14 protein-coding genes are annotated in these 17,126 nt (G+C 64.4%); 7 read left to right on the top strand and 7 right to left on the bottom strand.

The window, feature by feature from the left end; genetic code table 11:
* Positions 1–28: 28 nt before the first annotated feature.
* The gene (hydA, locus tag ACNFCH_RS17445) at positions 29–1,468 is read right to left on the bottom strand and encodes a dihydropyrimidinase (RefSeq protein ID WP_416743201.1); all 1,440 of its coding nucleotides are present in this window, start codon (positions 1,466–1,468) and stop codon (positions 29–31) included.
* A gap of 541 nt (positions 1,469–2,009) precedes the next feature.
* Between hydA and ACNFCH_RS17440 the strand changes: the two genes are divergently transcribed.
* Together ACNFCH_RS17440 and ACNFCH_RS17435 are read left to right on the top strand one after the other, a co-directional pair.
* Positions 2,010–3,500 (top strand): NCS1 family nucleobase:cation symporter-1, encoded by a 1,491-nt coding sequence (locus ACNFCH_RS17440; protein WP_416743200.1) that lies wholly within the window; start codon positions 2,010–2,012, stop codon positions 3,498–3,500.
* 47 nt (positions 3,501–3,547) lie between these two features.
* Positions 3,548–4,834 carry a Zn-dependent hydrolase gene (locus ACNFCH_RS17435; RefSeq protein ID WP_337159152.1) on the top strand — a complete coding sequence of 429 codons (1,287 nt, stop codon included), beginning with the start codon at positions 3,548–3,550 and terminating at the stop codon, positions 4,832–4,834.
* 460 nt (positions 4,835–5,294) lie between these two features.
* On the opposite strand, the gene ACNFCH_RS17430 is transcribed toward ACNFCH_RS17435, so the two are convergent.
* The 6 genes from ACNFCH_RS17430 to ACNFCH_RS17405 all read right to left on the bottom strand — a co-directional run bounded on the left by ACNFCH_RS17430 (position 5,295) and on the right by ACNFCH_RS17405 (position 11,961).
* Positions 5,295–5,867 (bottom strand): nucleotidyltransferase family protein, encoded by a 573-nt coding sequence (locus tag ACNFCH_RS17430; RefSeq protein ID WP_416743199.1) that lies wholly within the window; start codon positions 5,865–5,867, stop codon positions 5,295–5,297.
* Positions 5,864–6,835, bottom strand: a complete 972-nt coding sequence (locus ACNFCH_RS17425; RefSeq protein WP_337159150.1) for an XdhC family protein — start codon at positions 6,833–6,835, stop codon at positions 5,864–5,866. Before ACNFCH_RS17425 ends, ACNFCH_RS17430 begins: the two co-directional genes overlap by 4 nt.
* 3 nt (positions 6,836–6,838) lie before the next feature.
* Positions 6,839–8,050: a cytochrome c gene (locus ACNFCH_RS17420; protein WP_337159149.1), complete on the bottom strand. Its 1,212-nt coding sequence runs from the start codon at positions 8,048–8,050 to the stop codon at positions 6,839–6,841.
* Between the two features lie 2 nt (positions 8,051–8,052).
* On the bottom strand, positions 8,053–8,592 hold the full coding sequence (locus tag ACNFCH_RS17415) for a (2Fe-2S)-binding protein (protein ID WP_337159148.1): 540 nt from the start codon (positions 8,590–8,592) through the stop codon (positions 8,053–8,055).
* A complete protein-coding gene (locus ACNFCH_RS17410) occupies positions 8,585–11,416 on the bottom strand; it encodes a xanthine dehydrogenase family protein molybdopterin-binding subunit (RefSeq protein ID WP_337159147.1) in 2,832 nt (943 codons plus the stop codon). Before ACNFCH_RS17410 ends, ACNFCH_RS17415 begins: the two co-directional genes overlap by 8 nt.
* A 245-nt stretch (positions 11,417–11,661) precedes the next feature.
* Positions 11,662–11,961 carry a hypothetical protein gene (locus tag ACNFCH_RS17405; protein ID WP_337159146.1) on the bottom strand — a complete coding sequence of 100 codons (300 nt, stop codon included), beginning with the start codon at positions 11,959–11,961 and terminating at the stop codon, positions 11,662–11,664.
* A gap of 244 nt (positions 11,962–12,205) precedes the next feature.
* Here ACNFCH_RS17405 and ACNFCH_RS17400 point away from each other — a divergent pair, with 244 nt between their 5' ends.
* The 5 genes from ACNFCH_RS17400 to ACNFCH_RS17380 all read left to right on the top strand — a co-directional run bounded on the left by ACNFCH_RS17400 (position 12,206) and on the right by ACNFCH_RS17380 (position 17,072).
* Positions 12,206–13,069 (top strand): diguanylate cyclase domain-containing protein, encoded by an 864-nt coding sequence (locus ACNFCH_RS17400; RefSeq protein WP_416743198.1) that lies wholly within the window; start codon positions 12,206–12,208, stop codon positions 13,067–13,069.
* Between the two features lie 90 nt (positions 13,070–13,159).
* Positions 13,160–13,789, top strand: coding sequence for a hypothetical protein (locus tag ACNFCH_RS17395; protein WP_337159144.1), 630 nt, complete (start codon positions 13,160–13,162; stop codon positions 13,787–13,789).
* A gap of 92 nt (positions 13,790–13,881) precedes the next feature.
* Positions 13,882–14,538 (top strand): cupin domain-containing protein, encoded by a 657-nt coding sequence (locus tag ACNFCH_RS17390; RefSeq protein WP_416743197.1) that lies wholly within the window; start codon positions 13,882–13,884, stop codon positions 14,536–14,538.
* 488 nt (positions 14,539–15,026) lie between these two features.
* Positions 15,027–15,701, top strand: a complete 675-nt coding sequence (locus ACNFCH_RS17385; protein ID WP_416743196.1) for a cysteine hydrolase family protein — start codon at positions 15,027–15,029, stop codon at positions 15,699–15,701.
* 15 nt (positions 15,702–15,716) lie between these two features.
* The gene (locus ACNFCH_RS17380; protein ID WP_416743195.1) at positions 15,717–17,072 is read left to right on the top strand and encodes a purine-cytosine permease family protein; all 1,356 of its coding nucleotides are present in this window, start codon (positions 15,717–15,719) and stop codon (positions 17,070–17,072) included.
* The last annotated feature ends 54 nt before the right edge of the window (positions 17,073–17,126 follow it).

The raw sequence follows: 17,126 nt of genomic DNA, 5'->3' as shown, positions 1-17,126 counted from the left end.
CAGGGGCTGCAAGGGCAGCCCCGCAGGCTCAGCGACTGACTGGCGTCGGCCGCTGCTGCTCAGCTCGCCGGCCCAGCACTTCGTACACCGCAGGGTAAGCCGGGCGCTCCACGTAGCGCCCGGCTCCCGGCTCGGCGCGCAGATCGCCATCGGCCCAGCACACGCGGCCCTGGCTGATGGTGTGGCTGGGCACGCCACGTACCGTGCGCCCTTCGAAGATGTTGAAGTCCACGCGCTGGTGGTGGGTCTGGGCAGAAATCGTGCGCGTACCCTGAGGGTCCCAGAGCACCAGGTCGGCGTCAGCCCCAACGCGGATGGCGCCCTTGCGCGGGAACAGGTTGAAGATCTTGGCGGTGTTGGTGGACGTCAGCGCGACGAAGTCGTGCATCGACAGCCGCCCGCTGTTCACACCGGCATCCCACAGCACCGCCATGCGGTCCTCGATGCCGGCGGTGCCATTGGGGATACGGCTGAAGTCGTTACGCCCCATGGCCTTCTGCTCGGCGCAGAAACAGCAATGGTCGGTCGCTGTGGTGTGCAGGCTGCCCGATTGCAGCCCGCGCCACAGCGCCTCCTGGTGTTCGCGCGGGCGGAACGGAGGGCTCATCACAAAACCGGCGGCGGTGGCCCAATCCGGGTCACGGTAGACGCTGTCGTCGATCAGCAGGTGGCCCGGCAGCACCTCGCCGTACACCGGCTGGCCCTTGGCCCGGGCGTAGGTGATCTCGTCCAGGGCTTCCCGGCTGGAGACATGCACCAGGTACAGCGGTGCCCCGAGTGTTTCGGCAATGCGAATGGCACGGCTGGCGGCTTCACCCTCGACCTGCGAGGGGCGCGACAACGGATGCGCCTCCGGCCCGGTCAGGCCTTGGGCAAGCAACTTCTTCTGCAAGTGGAACACCAGCTCGCCGTTCTCGGCGTGCACCGTGGGCACCGCGCCGAGTTGCAGGCAACGCTCGAAGCTGGCAACCAGGGTATCGTCGGCCGCCATGATGGCGTTCTTGTAGGCCATGAAGTGCTTGAAGCTGTTCACCCCGTGGTGAGCGACCAGCTCGCCCATCTCCTCGGCCACCTGCTCGCTCCACCAGGTGATGGCGACATGAAAACCATAGTCGGCGGCGGATTTCTGCGCCCAGCCACGCCAGGTGTGGAAGGCCTCCAGCAGCGACTGCTGCGGATTGGGGATGACGAAGTCGATGATCGACGTGGTGCCACCGGCAAGGCCTGCGGCAGTGCCGCTGAAGAAGTCCTCGCTGGCGACCGTGCCCATGAACGGCAACTGCATGTGGGTATGGGGGTCGATGCCACCTGGCATCAGGTACTGGCCGCTGCCGTCGAGGATCTCGCAATCGACGGGTGGGTCGAGGTGTTCACCGATGGCGCGGATCAGGCCGTCGGCGCACAGGACATCGGCGCGATAGTGTTCTTCATGTGTAACCACGGTGGCGCCACGGATCAACAGGGACATGCCGTTTTCCTCGCAGGCTGACCGGTCGGGGCCGGTTTTTGGAATTGTTATGTGGCCAAGGCCTGGAGGGGAACACTCAATCCTGTCAGACCTGACAAGATTGGAATCTAGTTGCTGATCTGACTTTGGTCAAAAAAATAATTGGCAAACATAAATATCAATAACTAATTGTTTTTTAAAGATATTAAGCGAAGACAGCAAAAGCGCGCGGCCTCGAAGCAATTTGACGAACTTGACAAGAAGCGAAATTGGTCGAGATTTTCCATGCAAAATCAGCTGTTTGAAATCTGGTCCGAATAGCACGAAAACAGCGGGCGCGGCAGGTACCGCGCCCGCTGTTGTTGTCGATGAATGCTTTGCAGCGCATTACCTTCGGTCGGCGGCGGCCATCCGGGAAGGTCCAGGGCCAACCCGGCACGTTTATTGAGTGCGGCCCCAACCGCCTGGCCGGACCGAAGGTGCAGTACTGGTGGTGTGTGTACTCCGGCCATCGCGTTAGCCCGATGAGCGAACAACTACAAGAAAAAACCTGGAGAGCCCCATGCAACAGAGCAGATCGCAAGTGATCGAGCAGGATGGGCTGTTTGAGCTGTCCGCCGGCAGCGATGTCCTGGACAGCCCCCGCTACAACCACGACATCGCACCGACCAAGGTCCATCAACGGACCTGGAACAAGTGGCACATCACCGCACTGTGGGTCGGGATGTCCATCTGCGTGCCCACCTACACCCTCGGCGGCGTGCTCACCGCCTACTTCGGCCTGAGCGTCGGCGAGGCGTTGCTGGCGATCCTGCTGGCCAACCTGATCGTATTGATCCCGCTCACGCTCAACGCCTTTCCCGGCACCAAGTACGGCATCCCCTTCCCCGTGCTGCTGCGCGCGTCCTTCGGCATTTTGGGCTCCAACGTACCCTGCCTGATCCGCGCGGTGGTCGCCTGTGGCTGGTTCGGCATCCAGACGATGTTCGGCGGTCTGGCCATCCACCTGTTCCTCGGGTCGCTGTTCGAGGGCTGGAAGTCGTTGGGCGGCACCGGCGAGGTGATTGGTTTCATGCTGTTCTGGTCGCTCAACCTGTGGGTGGTGTTGCGCGGTGCGGAGTCGATCAAATGGCTCGAGACCCTGTCGGCCCCGCTGCTCGTGGCGGTGGGCTTTGGCCTGCTGATCTGGGCGCTGCCGCACATGTCGATGACCGAACTGCTGGCCCAACCGCCCAAGCGCCCGGAAGGCGCCAGCGTGGTGGGTTACTTCTGCGCGGGGCTCACGGCGATGGTGGGTTTCTGGGCGACGCTGTCGCTGAACATTCCGGACTTCAGCCGCTATGCCAGAAGCCAGAAGGACCAGATCCTCGGGCAGATCTTCGGCTTGCCGCTGACCATGTTCCTGTTCGCGTCCCTGGGCGTGATCATGACGGCGGCCTCGGCCTCGCTGGTCGGCCAAACGGTCTCGGACCCCGTGAGCCTCATCGGCCACATCCAGAGCCCAGGCTGGGTGGCCCTGGCCATGGCGCTGATCATCATCGCCACGCTGTCGACCAATACGGCGGCGAACATCGTCTCGCCGACCAACGACTTCCAGAACATCGCCCCGCGACTGATCGGCCGCAGCCGCGCCGTATGGCTCACCGGCCTCATCGGCCTGGCCCTGATGGCCCATGAGCTTTTGAAAAAGCTTGGCTGGATCGTTTCCGACCTGAGCCTTGAGAGTGTCTATTCCAACTGGCTGCTGGGCTACTCCAGCCTGCTCGGCCCCATTGCCGGGATCATGGTGGTGGACTACTTCCTGGTCCGCCGGCAACGCCTGGACCTGGCCGGGCTCTACTGTGACGACGTCTATCCGGCCTGGAACTGGGCCGGTTTTGCCGCCTTCGCCCTGCCCGTGGCGCTGACGATCATGGCCATCGGCAACGACCGCTTCAGCTGGTTCTACGACTATGGCTGGTTCACAGGCTCCCTGCTCGGCGGCACGCTCTACTACGCCCTGGGCAGTGTCGCGCTGCGCAAGACCAGCCGCCTGGCCAAACCCATACCATGATGCAGGCCCCGCGCCCAACCGGATAACAACAGCCTGAGGAGAAAACCATGAGCACTCCCGCCCAGCATGTCTTGCAATCGAGCGAGCGCCACGTCGACAGTGCGCGCCTGTGGCAATCCCTGATGGACCTGGCGCGCCTTGGCGCCACCGCCAAGGGTGGCGTCTGCCGCCTGGCCCTGACCGACCTCGACCGCCAGGCACGTGACCTGTTCGTCCAATGGTGCGAAGCCGCCGGATGCAGCGTCAGCGTCGATGGGGTCGGCAACATTTTCGCCCGCCGCCCGGGGCGCAATCCGAAGCTGCCACCGGTGATGACCGGCAGCCACATCGACACTCAACCCACCGGTGGCAAGTTCGATGGCTGCTTCGGGGTCATGGCTGGCCTCGAGGTGATCCGCACCCTCAACGACCTGGGCGTTGAGACAGAAGCCCCCTTGGAGGTGGTGGTATGGACCAACGAGGAAGGTTCGCGCTTCGCCCCGTGCATGATGGGCTCGGGTGTATTCGCCGGTAAGTTCACCTTGGAAGAGACGCTGGCCAAGGTCGACGCCCAGGGCGTGACTGTCGGCGAGGCGCTCAATGCCATCGGCTATGCCGGTCAACGGGCCGTGCTCGGTCACCCGGTGGGTGCCTATTTCGAGGCGCACATCGAGCAGGGGCCGATCCTCGAGGACGAAGCCAAGACCATCGGCGTGGTGCTGGGCGCCCTGGGCCAGAAGTGGTTCGACCTGACCTTGCGCGGCGTCGAGGCCCATGCTGGCCCAACGCCCATGCACCTGCGCAAGGACGCCCTGGTGGGGGCCGCCGACGTGGTGGCGGCGGTCAATCGCACGGCGTTGGGGCACCAGCCTCACGCCTGCGGCACGGTAGGCTGCCTGCAGGCCTACCCAGGCTCGCGCAACGTCATCCCAGGTGAAGTGCGCATGACCCTGGATTTCCGTCATCTGGAGGGTGAGCAACTGGATGCGATGATCGCTGAGGTCCGCGAGGTGATCGACAGCACCTGCAGCCGGCATGGCCTGACCTACACGCTGACGCCGACCGCGGACTTCCCTGCCCTGTATTTCGATCGTGGTTGCGTCGATGCCGTGCGTGACTCGGCACGCAGCCTGGGCCTGGCGCACATGGACATCGTCAGCGGCGCGGGGCACGACGCGATCTTCCTCGCCGAACTGGGCCCAGCGGGGATGATCTTCGTGCCCTGCGAAGGCGGCATCAGCCACAACGAAATCGAGAATGCCACGCCAGAGGACCTGGCCGCAGGCTGCGCGGTATTGCTGCGCGCCATGCTGGCGGCCTCGGAGGCCATCGCCAGCGGGCGCCTGGCGGCATAGCCAGCCGGGAGATTGCCGGGGGCTGCTGCGCAGCCCATCGCGGGACAAGCCCCGCTTCTACGGGTACAGCGCCATCTTCAAGCCCAGCGTTGAACCTGTCGGAGCGGGTTTATCGAGCGTCGAACCGCCGTGAAGAATCCGCCGCGGTGAATGGCACGGGCTTCGCCCGTGTTCGCGGGTGAACCCGCTCCCACAGGGATGGCGTAAGTCTTAAGAGCGACGCAATCCCGGTCGGAGCCTGGGCCTCATATGCACAGTTCAGAAGTATCAAGGAATACCAACCAAAGGCAATTTGAGCTTGTCTAGCACCATAGAATCTCCCACAGGGATAGCGCAGGCCGTGAGAGCGGCGCAATTCCGGTGGGAGCCGGCCTAGTATCGGAGCGTCGAACCGTCGCAAAGCAGACGCCGCGGTACATGGCACCGGCTGCGCCGGTGTTCGCGGATGACGCCCAAGGGATTACGCTGTTGCGGCCAACGCGTCCGGTGTATCCACGTCACGCAAGACACCCGTGTCATCCACCTCCAGCGCCACGCAGCAATCCCGGTGGGCCCGCACCACTGCGCGTGCCCCTTCGTCACCACGCAGGCACTTGAGCTCGGACCAGTAGGCGCGGCCGAAGACCACCGGATGCCCCTGCCGCCCCTCATGCACAGGCAACAGGATGCTGGACGCCGAGGCGGCCTGCACCATCCGCTGTAAGGTGTCCGGCAAGATCCAGGGCATGTCGCCCAACAGGATGGCGACCGCATGAGCATTGCTTTCCTGAAGCGAGGCCACGCCCGCAGCGAGGCTATGGCCCATACCCAAGGCGGCATCCGGGCTAGGGATCACCTGGCATCCCGCAGGCAGTCCCAGCCCCTGAGCCGTTTCGCCCTCACGCAGCACCACCCGCACGTCGTCGAACACCGCCAAGGCCCGCTCGACACTGTGCGCCAACAGGCTGCGCCCGTCGGCCAGAGGCGCACGGCGTTTGTCGCCCCCGAACCGCCTGCTGCAACCGGCGGCCAGCACCAGCGCGACGACCGTCACAGCGCCTCGCGGGCGATGCCGCTACGGGTACGCAGTACATCCGCAAGCACCGCCAGGGCGATTTCCGCAGGGGTCTTGCTGCCCAGGTTAAGGCCGATGGGGGCGTGAATCCGCGCCAGCGCCTGCTCATCCAGCCTGCCGATGCGTTGCAGACGCTCGCGGCGTTTTTCGGAGGTGATGCGCGAGCCCATCACACCGATGTAGAACGCCTCGGTGCGTACCGCTTCGAGCATGGCCAGGTCATCGATCTTGGGGTCATGGGTCAGGGCGACGACCGCCGTGTCACGGTGGCAGCCGCCATTGGCGATGAACACCGACGGCAGCTCACGACGAATCTCGATGCCTTCGAGTTCCACGCCGTCGAGCACCTCCTCGCGGGGCTCGCAGAGGATGACTTCAAAGCCAAGCCCCTTGCCGAACTCCGCGCAAAAGTGCGCGACGCTGGAATACCCCGCCAACAACAAACGCTGGGCCGCACCCACCCGCAAGTGGACGACGGCCTCGTCATAGGCCACACGAGGGCCCTGCTCGATGTCATCGCTCAAGCGGCGCTGGCCATCGCACAGGTTCACCTGGCGCAACAGCCGGCGCTGGCCGAGCAATGCCGACTCCAGTTCACGCAGGTGCGCCTGCACCTCGCAATCCGCTGGCAGGTTCTCCACCAGTACATCGAGCACGCCGCCGCAGGGCAGGCGAATGTTCGAGCGGCTGTCGCTGCCGTCGCCATAACGCACCACCGCGACCGGCCCTGCGAACTCACCCTCGCCCACCCGCGCCAGGAAATCCTCCTCGACGCAGCCGCCGGAGAGCGACCCCACCCACTGCCCTTGCGCGTTGACCGCCAGCAGGGAGCCCGGCGCGCGAGGCGCCGAGCCATAGGTGAAGAGCACGGTACACAGCCACACGCGCTGGCCCTGGCCGGACCATTGCAGCGCCTGTCGCACCACTTGCAGATCAAGATGCTGCACGACTCACTCCGTCTTGAGGTCCGCCAACTGCTGGGTATTCAGGTCCCCGGGCAGCCCGCCCCACGCTTCACGCAGGTAGTTGACCAGATCGGTGACCTGCCCATCGTCGAGTTTTTCAGCAAAGCCCGGCATGGGCTGCATGCGCTCGAAACCGGTGAACTGCTGCTCGCGGATGCCTTCGAGGATGACCTTGGCCAGGTTGCGCGAGTCGGCCTGGCGCAGCACGGTGTTGCCCTGCATGGCCACGGCGATGTGCGGCTTGCCCTCGCCCTCGACACCATGGCAGCCGGCGCAGACGTTGAGGTACTGCTGGCGGCCACGCTTGGCGCTTTCGCCGAGCTGTTCCACCGGCACGGCCTGCACCACCTTGGCCTGGGGCGGCTGGTCGCCCAGCAGGTAGGTGGCCATGGCGGACAGGTCGGCGTCGTCCAGATGCTGGGTGCTGTGGTGCACCACCGGGAACATCTCGTTGAACATGCTGCCCTGGGCGCTGATGCCGTGCTTGAGGAAGGTGGTCAGATCCGGTTGGGTCCAGCCGCGCTCGGCCAGGTCCTGGGCCAGCAGGCTGGGCGCCAGGTAGCCGGCCAGCAGGCCACCGGTCAGGCGTTTGTCCTGCTCCAGGGCGCCGATGCGGTTACGCGGAGTGTGGCATTCGCCGCAGTGGCCAAGCACCTCCACCATGTACTGCCCGCGCTGCCAGGCCTCGCTCTTGCCCTCGGTGGCCTGCAACTGCACGCTCTTGCCGTACAACATGTTCCAGCCAGCCAGGCCCATGCGCACATTGAACGGGAAGCTCAGGCTGGTTTCAGGCGCGGGCCGGTTGATCGGCGGCACGGTCATCAGGTACGCGTGGATGGCGTCGGCATCCTCGCGTTTGATCAGGTGATACGAGGTGTAGGGCATCGCCGGGTACAGGTTGGCGCCGTCCTTGCGCTTGCCCTCGGTGAGGGCGGCGAAGAATTCGTCGCTGCTGTAGTCACCGATGCCGAACTGCTTGTCCGAGGTGATGTTGGTGCCGTAGATGGTGCCGAACGGCGAATGGATCGGCAGGCCGCCAGCGAACGGCGCGCCGCCTTCGGCCGTGTGGCAAGCCATGCAGTCGGCCGCGCGGGCCAGGTACTCGCCACGCTTGACCTGCGCCTGATCGGCCGCCTGTACACCGAGCGACAGCGCCGCACCCACGGCCAGCGCCAGGCCCGAAAGAACGTGCCTCATGCTCAACCCTCCTTGACCAGGCCGAGGTCGCTGAGCACCTCGCGGGTCGCGTCGTAGTAACGCACGTACCCGGTGCAGCGGCAGATGTGGTGACCGAGGCTGGCTTCGATGGCGCCTTCGAGCTCGCTCTTTTTCAGCGGCTGGCGCTGGGCCTTTTCCACCAGCACGGTGGCGGCGTTGACGAAGCCTGGAGCGCAGTAGCTGCACTGGAAGGCAAAGCGGTCGACGAACTTCTGCTGAATCGGGCTCAGCTCGCTCAGGTTGCCCGCCTCGTCGTGCTTGGCGTGGCCCTCGATGGTGCGCACCTTCTTGCCTTCGAAGTAATGCGCGCCGGTGATGCAAGTGCGCACTTCTTCGCTGGTGCCGTCGGGGTTGTCGACGATCACCACGCAGGCGTGGCAGATACCCTGGCCACAGCCCAGGCGGGAGCCGGTGAGGTTCTGGTATTCGTGCAGGTAGTCGATCATCGCCAAGTCTTCAGGCACTTCGGCCGGACCGACGGATTGACCATTCAAGGTCATTTGAAGCGGACGGTTAGCCATTGAGGGCCTCCTTGACGCGGGCGGGGGTGATAGGCAGGTCGCGAACACGCTTGCCGATGGCATGGGCCACGGCATTGCCGATCGCGCCGACCACCGGGATCATCACCACTTCGGCGATGCCCTTGGAGGGGTCGGTGGGTGACAGCGGCGGCAGGATTTCCGAGCTCTGCTGCCACACCGCCACGTCCTTGGCCATCGGCAGGCGATAGCGGTTGAAGTTCCAGTCGCCCTCGCCCGGGCCACCTTCGTACAGCGGCATTTCTTCGGTCAGCGCATGGCCGATGCCCATGGCGATGCCGCCTTCGAGCTGGCCCTTGACCAGTTCGGGCACCAGCACACGACCGCACTCCACCCAGCTGTGGTGGTTGAGCACTTGCACCTGGCCGCTGCCCTTGTTCACCTTCACCTGCACCAGGGTCGCCACCGGGCTGTAGTAGGTCACCATGGCGTTGTTCAGTTGGGTGGCCGGGTACGCGGCGTTCTGCCGGTCCAGCAGGTGGTAGCTGGCGCTGCTCATCTGCGCTTTCTTCACGTTCGGCGCGCCGTCGCCATACTTGACTGCCAGCGCATCGAGCGGCAAGCGTTCACGCACGCCATCGATGACGAAGTCGGACTCGGCCCAGCTCCAGCGGTTGAACGCGTGGACGCTGACGCCGGTCACCAGCCCCATCTCATGGGCCTTCTTGGCCAGCTCGGCGAACGGGATCGGTGCCAGGCCATTGCCGGTGAGTTCACCGTTGACCCAGACCGCGTTCTCGCGACGTACCACCAACGGGTTGGCCTGCCCGCCGAACGGGCCCTGGCGCCACAGCGACAGCGCGGCCGGCCACAGGCCGTGGTTGAACAGCACACGTGCAGCTTCGCGCGTGGCATGGCTGAAGTAGAACGCCGAGTTGGTCGCCGAGGATGGCGAGGCCAGCTTGCCGACCCAGCGCGGGTCGCGCAGGGCGGCGTCCTGCTCGGCCTGGCTCATCAGGTAGGGATTGCCGTGGGTGGCCAGTTGCAGCTCCGGCCACTCGGTTTCGGCGGTTTTCACTTCGTCGGCCGGACGCCCCAGGAAGTCGCTGACCACGAACGCTTGCGAGGTCGACATGCCCGTGCCCAGCTCAGTGCCGATATGACGCAGGCTGATGCGCCCGTCGGCGGTGAACTCGATGCTCGCCATCGGCGCTTCGGAGCCGGTGCCGAAGTCTTTCTGGCAGATGGCGAAGCCCACGCCGTACCAGTTGTCGGCGTCCTTGGCTTCCATGGACTTTTTATAGGCCTCGCGGTTCTTCCACAGCTCGTGGGCGCTGGCCTTGTCCAGGATCTCGTGCAGGCGCAGGGCACCGGCAGGCACGGCGCCCTGGGTGTTTTTCATGCCCGACTTCAGGGCATTGACCCGGCGCAGCTCGATGGCATCCACCCCCAGGCGACCGGCGATTTCATCGACCATCATCTCGGTCGCGGCCATGGTCTGCAGGGTGCCGTAGCCACGCATGGAGCCGGCCTCGACACCTCGGGAGTGGTAGGCGGTCACGGCCAGGTCGCTCTGCGGCATGTAGTAGATCGACTGCGCCGCGGTCGCGCCCACGGCGGCCACCGAGGAGCTGTAGTTGGCGCGTCCGCCGCCGTCGACACTCATGTCGGCGCGGAAGATCTTGAAGGACATGTCCTTCTTGTCCACCGCCAGTTGGTAGTGGATGTCGAAGGCATGGCGCTTGATGCCGCTCTGGAACTGCTCGTAGCGGTCATTGGCCAGGCGCACGGGCACACCGTTGCCATACAGGGCGGCGACGGCGGCGTAGAACACGAAGATGTTGTTGTCCTTGGAGCCGTAGCCGACCGTGTAGCCCGGGTGCATGTTCAGCGCCTTGAGGGCAAAGCGCGACGGCTTGATCATGTGCACGCATTCCTGCGCCACCTCGAAGGGGCACTGGGTCGCGACCACAAAATGCAGCGTGCCGCTTTGCGGGTCGTACCAGCCATTGCCGTTGTCCGGCTCCAGCGCCGCCGGCTCGATCGAAGGCGTCTTGTAGCGCTCATCGAACACCAGCCAGCCCTCAGCGGGCTGCTTGAGCTGGTCGGCCATGCGGTTGGCGTAGAACAGCCCTTGCTCGGTGAGGGTGCCGTGCTGCTTGGGCTCGTTGGTCCAGACTGGTTTGCGGTTGAGGATGGTGGGGAACAGCATGGAGTTCTTCAGGCTGGAGAACTCGTCATCCTCGAACGGCGTCTTGCCCGCCACCCGCACGAAGCGGAAGCTGCCGTAGGGGTCGCCCTGGTACAACGGCGCCTGGGCGCCATAGCGGATCGCCTTGTCGTTGAACTGCAGCTTGAGCTTGGCCTGGCGGTAACGCTCGAAATCGTTCCAGATCAGGATCGCCACGGGGTGGCCAATGAACATCGGCACCTTGCCAGGCGGCAGCAGTGGGTCCGGCGAGTGGGCCTCGGGCCAGGCGATGCCGTCCTTCTGTAGGTCCTCGGCGGTGACGACGCGGTCCGGCTGCAGGTCGGCGCCCAACCAGGCAAGGTCCAGGCCTGCATAGATGCGGTCAGCCTTGATGGTCTTGAGCAGCAGCGCATGGCCCTGCTGCTGGGGCCAGCCGGGCATGTCCTTGGCGCGGATGTCGCGGGCGAACACCTTGTTGCCGCACACCTTGGACAGCGCATCGTTGCGAAAACGTGTCTTGCCGTCATGGCTCATCCACTTCTGCGGCGAAGTGGTGACACTGTTTTCCATCAGGGCGGCGAAGGCCGGGCTGCCGAGCGGCGCGAGGGTCACCCCTACGCCCGCGATCACGCCGCCTTGCAGGAAGGCGCGCCGGGAAATATCACGGTTGGTCATGCTTCATCCTCTGGGCAGAGCGAGTCTGCCCATGACGTATTCTGGTACTTGATAGCTCGGAGGGCGGAATCATTGACGTTCCGAAAGCAAGGTCGGAGTGGAAATCACAAAAACTGACCTTGGCGTCAAGTTTAACGCAACGATTGTGCCCCTGGCAAAGTCAAGCAGACAACTTGTCGCGCCGATGTACGAATTTTCGCCATAGACATTAAGGATGAAGACATTCGCTCAGGTTGCGCAGGCCATCAGCGCTTGCATTTGGCCAATACCACCTGGCACGTATGCGGCGTACCGCCGGAGCGGCTGGCGTAGCGCATGCAGTTATGAAGGGACTTCTGCCGGGCAATGCTCATGCTCGCGCCCCAGGCCAGACCACCCTCGCCTGCCGTCGGCAAGGCCTTGGCATAGCAGTTCGACCCCGCTGCCGCTGCGGCGTATCGAGACGTGTTGGCCTTGCTGCTGCAGCCGGCGGCCAACACCAGGTTGATGGCAAGCAAGGTGCATAAGGCCCACGACGGGCTCTGGCGCGCAGGTTTTCCCCACATCTCGATGACTCCAAGATCAAAAGCTGCAGAGCCTGGCCGGTATGCCCGAAGATTTCAACCGCGACCACTCGGCCCTGAAACGCCAGACGATCTCGACCCCATTAGCGAAACTCTAGAAGAAGTTGAGCGACCTGCCGGCCATCGACACCGAGAGTTTTCTTTCCCAGCCCAGTAGTGACGCGGGCATGACCCTTGTATGCTGTCCTGCGCCGCGAACACCCCCTGTACCGGATCTGCGTGACCTATGCCCGTCGACCTCCAAGCGCTTTACCCCAAACTGATCCACCTGATGCTGGACACGGTCTTTGTGGTCGACCGGGACAACGAAATCGTTTTCGTGAGCGACGCCTGCGAAACCCTGCTCGGCTATCGAGCCAGCGAATTGGTCGGCACCCCGATCACCCACTACATGCACCCCGATGATCTGGAGGCCACCCGCGCCTCGATCATCCGCATCATGAATGGCCAACCCCATGTGGATTTTCGCAACCGCTACATCCGCAAGGATGGCGGGGTGGTGCACATCCTCTGGGCAGCCTTCTGGTCCGATGAGGTCGGGGCGCGCATCGGCGTCGCGCGCAACGTCACGGCCCTGGCCCAGGCCGAGAGCGAGCTGCGCTTTCTCGCCCACCATGACCCACTGACCAAGCTGACCAACCGCTCGTTGTTCAACGACCGGCTGGCATCGGCCCTGCGCACGGCGCACCGCCATCAGCGCACGCTGGCGCTGCTGTTCGTGGACATCAACGATTTCAAGGGCATCAACGATGTCCACGGCCATGCGGCGGGCGACCGTGTGCTGTGCACGGTCGCGCGACGGCTCGAAGCCTGCGTGGGCGAGACCGACACCGTGGCACGCATGGGCGGGGACGAGTTCATCGTGCTGCTGACCGACATCCCGTCGCAGAGCGCGGTGTCCGAAAAGATCGCGCAGATCCTCGCCGCCATGGCCGAGCCGCTGGGCGCCGAGTTCGGCGAAATCAAGATGCCCTCCTGCAGCATCGGCGTGGCCTGCTACCCGGCGGACGGCGAGGATGCCGACGCACTGCTCAGCCATGCCGACCGCGACATGTACCGGATCAAGCGACAGCGCTCGGGCACCCGCTGATACGCCTCTGAAATCAAGCGTTTGAGACAACCGGGCGCGATTGCGCGATACTATTGTGCCACCTCATCTACTGGAAAAGGACTTCACCCCATGAAGCGTCTGTTTGCCTGCACCCTGGTCGCGCTGGCCCTGGCCGGCTGCGACAAAGCCGAGCAGAACACCGCCCAGGCCACCGCGCCCGCCGGCCAATGCGCCAAGGACATCGATTGCAAAGGCGATCGCATCTGCGAAAGCGGCCAGTGCGTCAGCCCGCAGGCCCCGCAAGCTCTCGCCGCCAAGCCCCCGGTAGCGCCGGAGCTGGCCCCCGCCGCACCGACCATGGCCTACGAAACGCTGCTGGTCAGCGGCGACAGCGCAGGCCCTTTCAGCATCCAGACCATGGAACTGGGCACCGCGCTGATGTACCCGTCGCGCGCCGGCGTCGTGAACGTCATGGAGTCAGTCGTCGAGGATGCCGAAGCCACCGGCTATGTCACCATCGAAAAAGCCTATTCGTTCGGTCCCAGCAAGTACGTCGTGGTGGTGTCCACCGGTGAAGGCGGTAACGCCTGTCCAGCCTCCACCTATGTCTTCAGTTTCGACACCAAGGGCGAGTACGTGGACGGCAAACAGGAAGTCGATGGCTGCTCCGAAGTCGTCGAGTCGCTGGCCGAGGGCAACAAGCTGACCATCAAGAAGGATGGCGTGGCGACGGTGGTGTACAACGGCCTCGTGCAATGACACCGTAAAGCCCCAGCCCAGCGCACGCTGGGCTTTTTTTGCCCTCGATTTTCCAGCGACGGCGGTGGATCATGCTGATTGGATAGCGGGAGATGACTTCGATGGCAATGCCGGCCCTGATCAATGCCGACCTGCGGCAAACGGTGATCGTGCAAGGGCGCGACCTGCCCTGGATCCCCAGCCCCCAAGTCGGGGTGGAGCGCCGCCTGTTGTTCCGCATCGGCCAGGAGCAGGCCCGGGCCACCTCACTGGTGCGCTATGCCCCTGGTAGCCGGTTCAATGCCCATGCCCATCCGGGCGGCGAGGAGTTCCTGGTGCTGGAGGGGGTCTTCGAGGACGAACATGGCCACTATCCGGCCGGCAGCTACGTACGCAACCCTCCCGGCAGCCAACATTCGCCGGGGTCCACCGAGGGCTGCGTCATCTTCGTGCACCTGCGCCAGTTCCATCCCGAGGACCGCGAGCGTGTGGTCGCGCAGGTGCCCGACCAGGGTAGCCAGGCGCTGTGGCACAACACCCATGAGCGGGTATGGGTGCAGCAGGCCCAGCCCGGAGAGACGCTGGAGATTGCCAACCCGCAAGGCCTGGAGCTGTTCGTGCTCGACGGCCAGTTACGGGGGGACGACTTTGCGTTGCACCCCTGGAGCTGGATGCGCCTGCCGCCAGGCACTGCGTTCCAAGCGGTGGCGGGCGAGGCTGGGGCCCGGGTCTGGATCAAGGATGCGGTGCTGGACCTCACGGGCTGTTGATCCCTGTCACGCCTCGCTACTTTTGGTATCACAGTATTACGGCATACCAAGTTGCACTCATCCTCTGCGATGCCGAAAGGCTCCTGGAATGCGCCTTACAGCCAATATGCTGATCATGGCCTGAAGATTGCTATCTCTAGCTCAACTGTTCCAGGGCCTCCCCATATGGGCACTTTCTTCACCACCACAGCCTGTCGTCATATCCCTGCCCCGCTCGTGGCCGGGTATGACAGGCATGCCGTGCCCAGCGCCATGCAAGGCTTCCTTCGCCATGGGGTAGCCCCTTCCCAGGTCACCCTGCCACGCCTCCCTGCCTGCGTGGCGGCCAAACAGAACGGGTTCTGGCAGATAGTCGCGTAAGTCTCTCTTCGAGCGTCGTCTCGACTTTTCCCAACAGCGCCCCGCTCACCTGGGCGCTGCGACTGTTCGTTCGCCCTCAAGGCGCCTCCTTCGACGGCGCCAGGGGCACTGTACCCGAGAGAGTTACCATGACCTGCAAGAGCGCACTTCTCGTGATCGACCTGCAACAGGAAGACGGCTTTCCCCTGGCGCGTTTCGATGAGGTCGTCGGCAATGCCGGCGCCCTCCTCGACGCGGCCCGCCGCCTCGCTATCCCGGTGATCTACACCCGCCACGTGAACAACGCCCAAGGCCACGACCTGGCCCCCGGCGAACCCGTGGACGCGCACGGTCGACCGACCACCTACCGCGCCGGCACCCCAGCGGTGGAAATCCTCGACGCCCTGGCGCCACAGGCCGGCGACGTGGTGCTGGACAAGCACCGCTACAGCGCCTTCCATGGCACCGACCTGGCGCAGAAACTCCGTGAACAAGGCATCGAGCACCTGGTAGTGCTCGGCGTCTTGACCGATGTGTGCGTCATGGCCAGCGTGTTCGACGCCTACCAGCACGACTTCGCCCTCAGTCTGGTGGCCGATGCCTGCGCGGCAACGACCCTGGGCGCGCACTATTCAGCCCTGATGATTCTCTCCAACTGGATCTACGGGCTGGAAATCTTCTCCACCCCACAGCTGCTGCGCCGCTGGCAGCAGCAGCCGGCAGGCTCGGTGCGTACCGACACGCCCGACCACCTCGCCTTCCACCCCGAGGCATTCGTCGAAGCGATCCAACGCTTCGATAGCCGCCTTGCCCGTGATTGCTGAGTGTGGAGACCCGTCATGAAAGTTGAAAATCGCAGCATCGATTTCATCCCCGAGCACGAGCGCTACGGGCAGGCGCGTTCGCTGTTCTTCGTGTGGTTCGGCGCCAATGCCAACATCACCACGGTCGCGGCCGGCGTCCTGCCCATCAGCCTGGGCCTCAACCTCTTCTGGAGTGCGCTGTCGATCTTGCTGGGCTCGATGATCGGCGCCGTGTTCATGGCCTCCCATTCTGCCCAAGGGCCGAAACTTGGCATTCCGCAGATGATCCAGAGCCGAGCCCAGTTCGGCGTCTACGGCGCCATCGTGCCGCTGCTGTTCGTGATGCTGATCTACCTGGGCTTCTTCGTCAGCAACACCTTGCTCGCCGCCCAGGCCGTCGCCAACGCCAGCCCGATCGGCAATGGCGGCAACATCGTGGTGTTGGGTGCGGTGTGCTTCCTGGTCGCGCTGTTTGGCTACCCATTGATCCACCGCCTGCAAAAGCTGCTGACGCTGACATCGCTCGGGGTATTCGGTATCGCGACCTGGTTGGCGCTCAGCTTGCCATTGCCAGCGGGGCAATGGTCACTCGAAGGGTTCAGCCTGCCGACCTTCCTGGCCTCGGTGAGTATCGCGGTGACCTGGCAGCTCTCCTATGCGCCTTACGTGGCCGACTACTCCCGGTACCTGCCTACCGCTACCCCCACGCGGCAGGTGTTCTGGTACAGCTACCTGGGCACGGTGATCGGTGGGAGTTGGATGATGTTGCTGGGTGCGGTGCTGGCCAAGGCGCTGGTCGGATTCGGGGACAACGTCGGCCTGAATCTGGTGGCGGTGCTCGGCGGCAGCACGGTGTTGATGTTCGCCTTCGTGCTCTACGGCCAGATCGCCATCAACGTCTTCAATCTGTACGGGGCGTTCATGTCGACGGTGACCGTGATCGAGCCGTTCACCGCGCTCAAGGTCACCGCGTGGGTGCGGGCGGGCTTTTTGCTGGTGATCGCCGCAGCGGCCACCGGGCTGTGCACCCTTGCCCAGGATGACTTCATTGCGTTCTTCCTGAACTTCATCTTCTTCATGAGCTACTTCCTGATCCCCTGGACGGCCATCAACCTGGTCGACTATTACGTCGTGCGCAAAGGGGTGTACCGCATCGAGGATATCTTCCGGCCGAGCGGTATCTATGGCCGGGTGAATGGCGTCGCGATTGGCGTGTTCCTGGTCACCATCGTGCTCGAGGTGCCGTTCATGAACACCTCGATGTACGCCGGGCCCATCGCCACCCACCTGCAAGGGGTGGACCTGGCCTGGGCGGTCGGCCTGGTCTTCCCGGCGCTTGGCTACTACTGGCTGATGGGCAGACGCAAGACGCTGGCCGGCGCGTGCGCATAAGACCAGGCCCTTCTGCGGCGTGTTCTTCGCGGGTAAACCCACCCCCACCGGATC

It is taken from the genome of Pseudomonas sp. NY15354, assembly GCF_048068075.1.
Classification (GTDB): domain Bacteria; phylum Pseudomonadota; class Gammaproteobacteria; order Pseudomonadales; family Pseudomonadaceae; genus Aquipseudomonas; species Aquipseudomonas guariconensis_C.
This window is presented reverse-complemented; position numbering and strand designations above follow the sequence as displayed.

Bases quoted from the DNA above. Each gene is read 5' to 3' on its own strand.
- ACNFCH_RS17435 (WP_337159152.1), top strand. From the start codon at position 3,548: ATGAGCACTCCCGCCCAGCATGTCTTGCAATCGAGCGAGCGCCACGTC.
- ACNFCH_RS17400 (WP_416743198.1), top strand. From the start codon at position 12,206: ATGCCCGTCGACCTCCAAGCGCTTTACCCCAAACTGATCCACCTGATG.
- ACNFCH_RS17380 (WP_416743195.1), top strand. From the start codon at position 15,717: ATGAAAGTTGAAAATCGCAGCATCGATTTCATCCCCGAGCACGAGCGC.
- ACNFCH_RS17415 (WP_337159148.1), bottom strand. From the start codon at position 8,592: ATGGCTAACCGTCCGCTTCAAATGACCTTGAATGGTCAATCCGTCGGT.
- ACNFCH_RS17395 (WP_337159144.1), top strand. From the start codon at position 13,160: ATGAAGCGTCTGTTTGCCTGCACCCTGGTCGCGCTGGCCCTGGCCGGC.
- ACNFCH_RS17405 (WP_337159146.1), bottom strand. From the start codon at position 11,961: ATGTGGGGAAAACCTGCGCGCCAGAGCCCGTCGTGGGCCTTATGCACC.
- ACNFCH_RS17385 (WP_416743196.1), top strand. From the start codon at position 15,027: ATGACCTGCAAGAGCGCACTTCTCGTGATCGACCTGCAACAGGAAGAC.
- ACNFCH_RS17440 (WP_416743200.1), top strand. From the start codon at position 2,010: ATGCAACAGAGCAGATCGCAAGTGATCGAGCAGGATGGGCTGTTTGAG.
- ACNFCH_RS17390 (WP_416743197.1), top strand. From the start codon at position 13,882: ATGACTTCGATGGCAATGCCGGCCCTGATCAATGCCGACCTGCGGCAA.
- hydA (WP_416743201.1), bottom strand. From the start codon at position 1,468: ATGTCCCTGTTGATCCGTGGCGCCACCGTGGTTACACATGAAGAACAC.
- ACNFCH_RS17410 (WP_337159147.1), bottom strand. From the start codon at position 11,416: ATGACCAACCGTGATATTTCCCGGCGCGCCTTCCTGCAAGGCGGCGTG.
- ACNFCH_RS17420 (WP_337159149.1), bottom strand. From the start codon at position 8,050: ATGAGGCACGTTCTTTCGGGCCTGGCGCTGGCCGTGGGTGCGGCGCTG.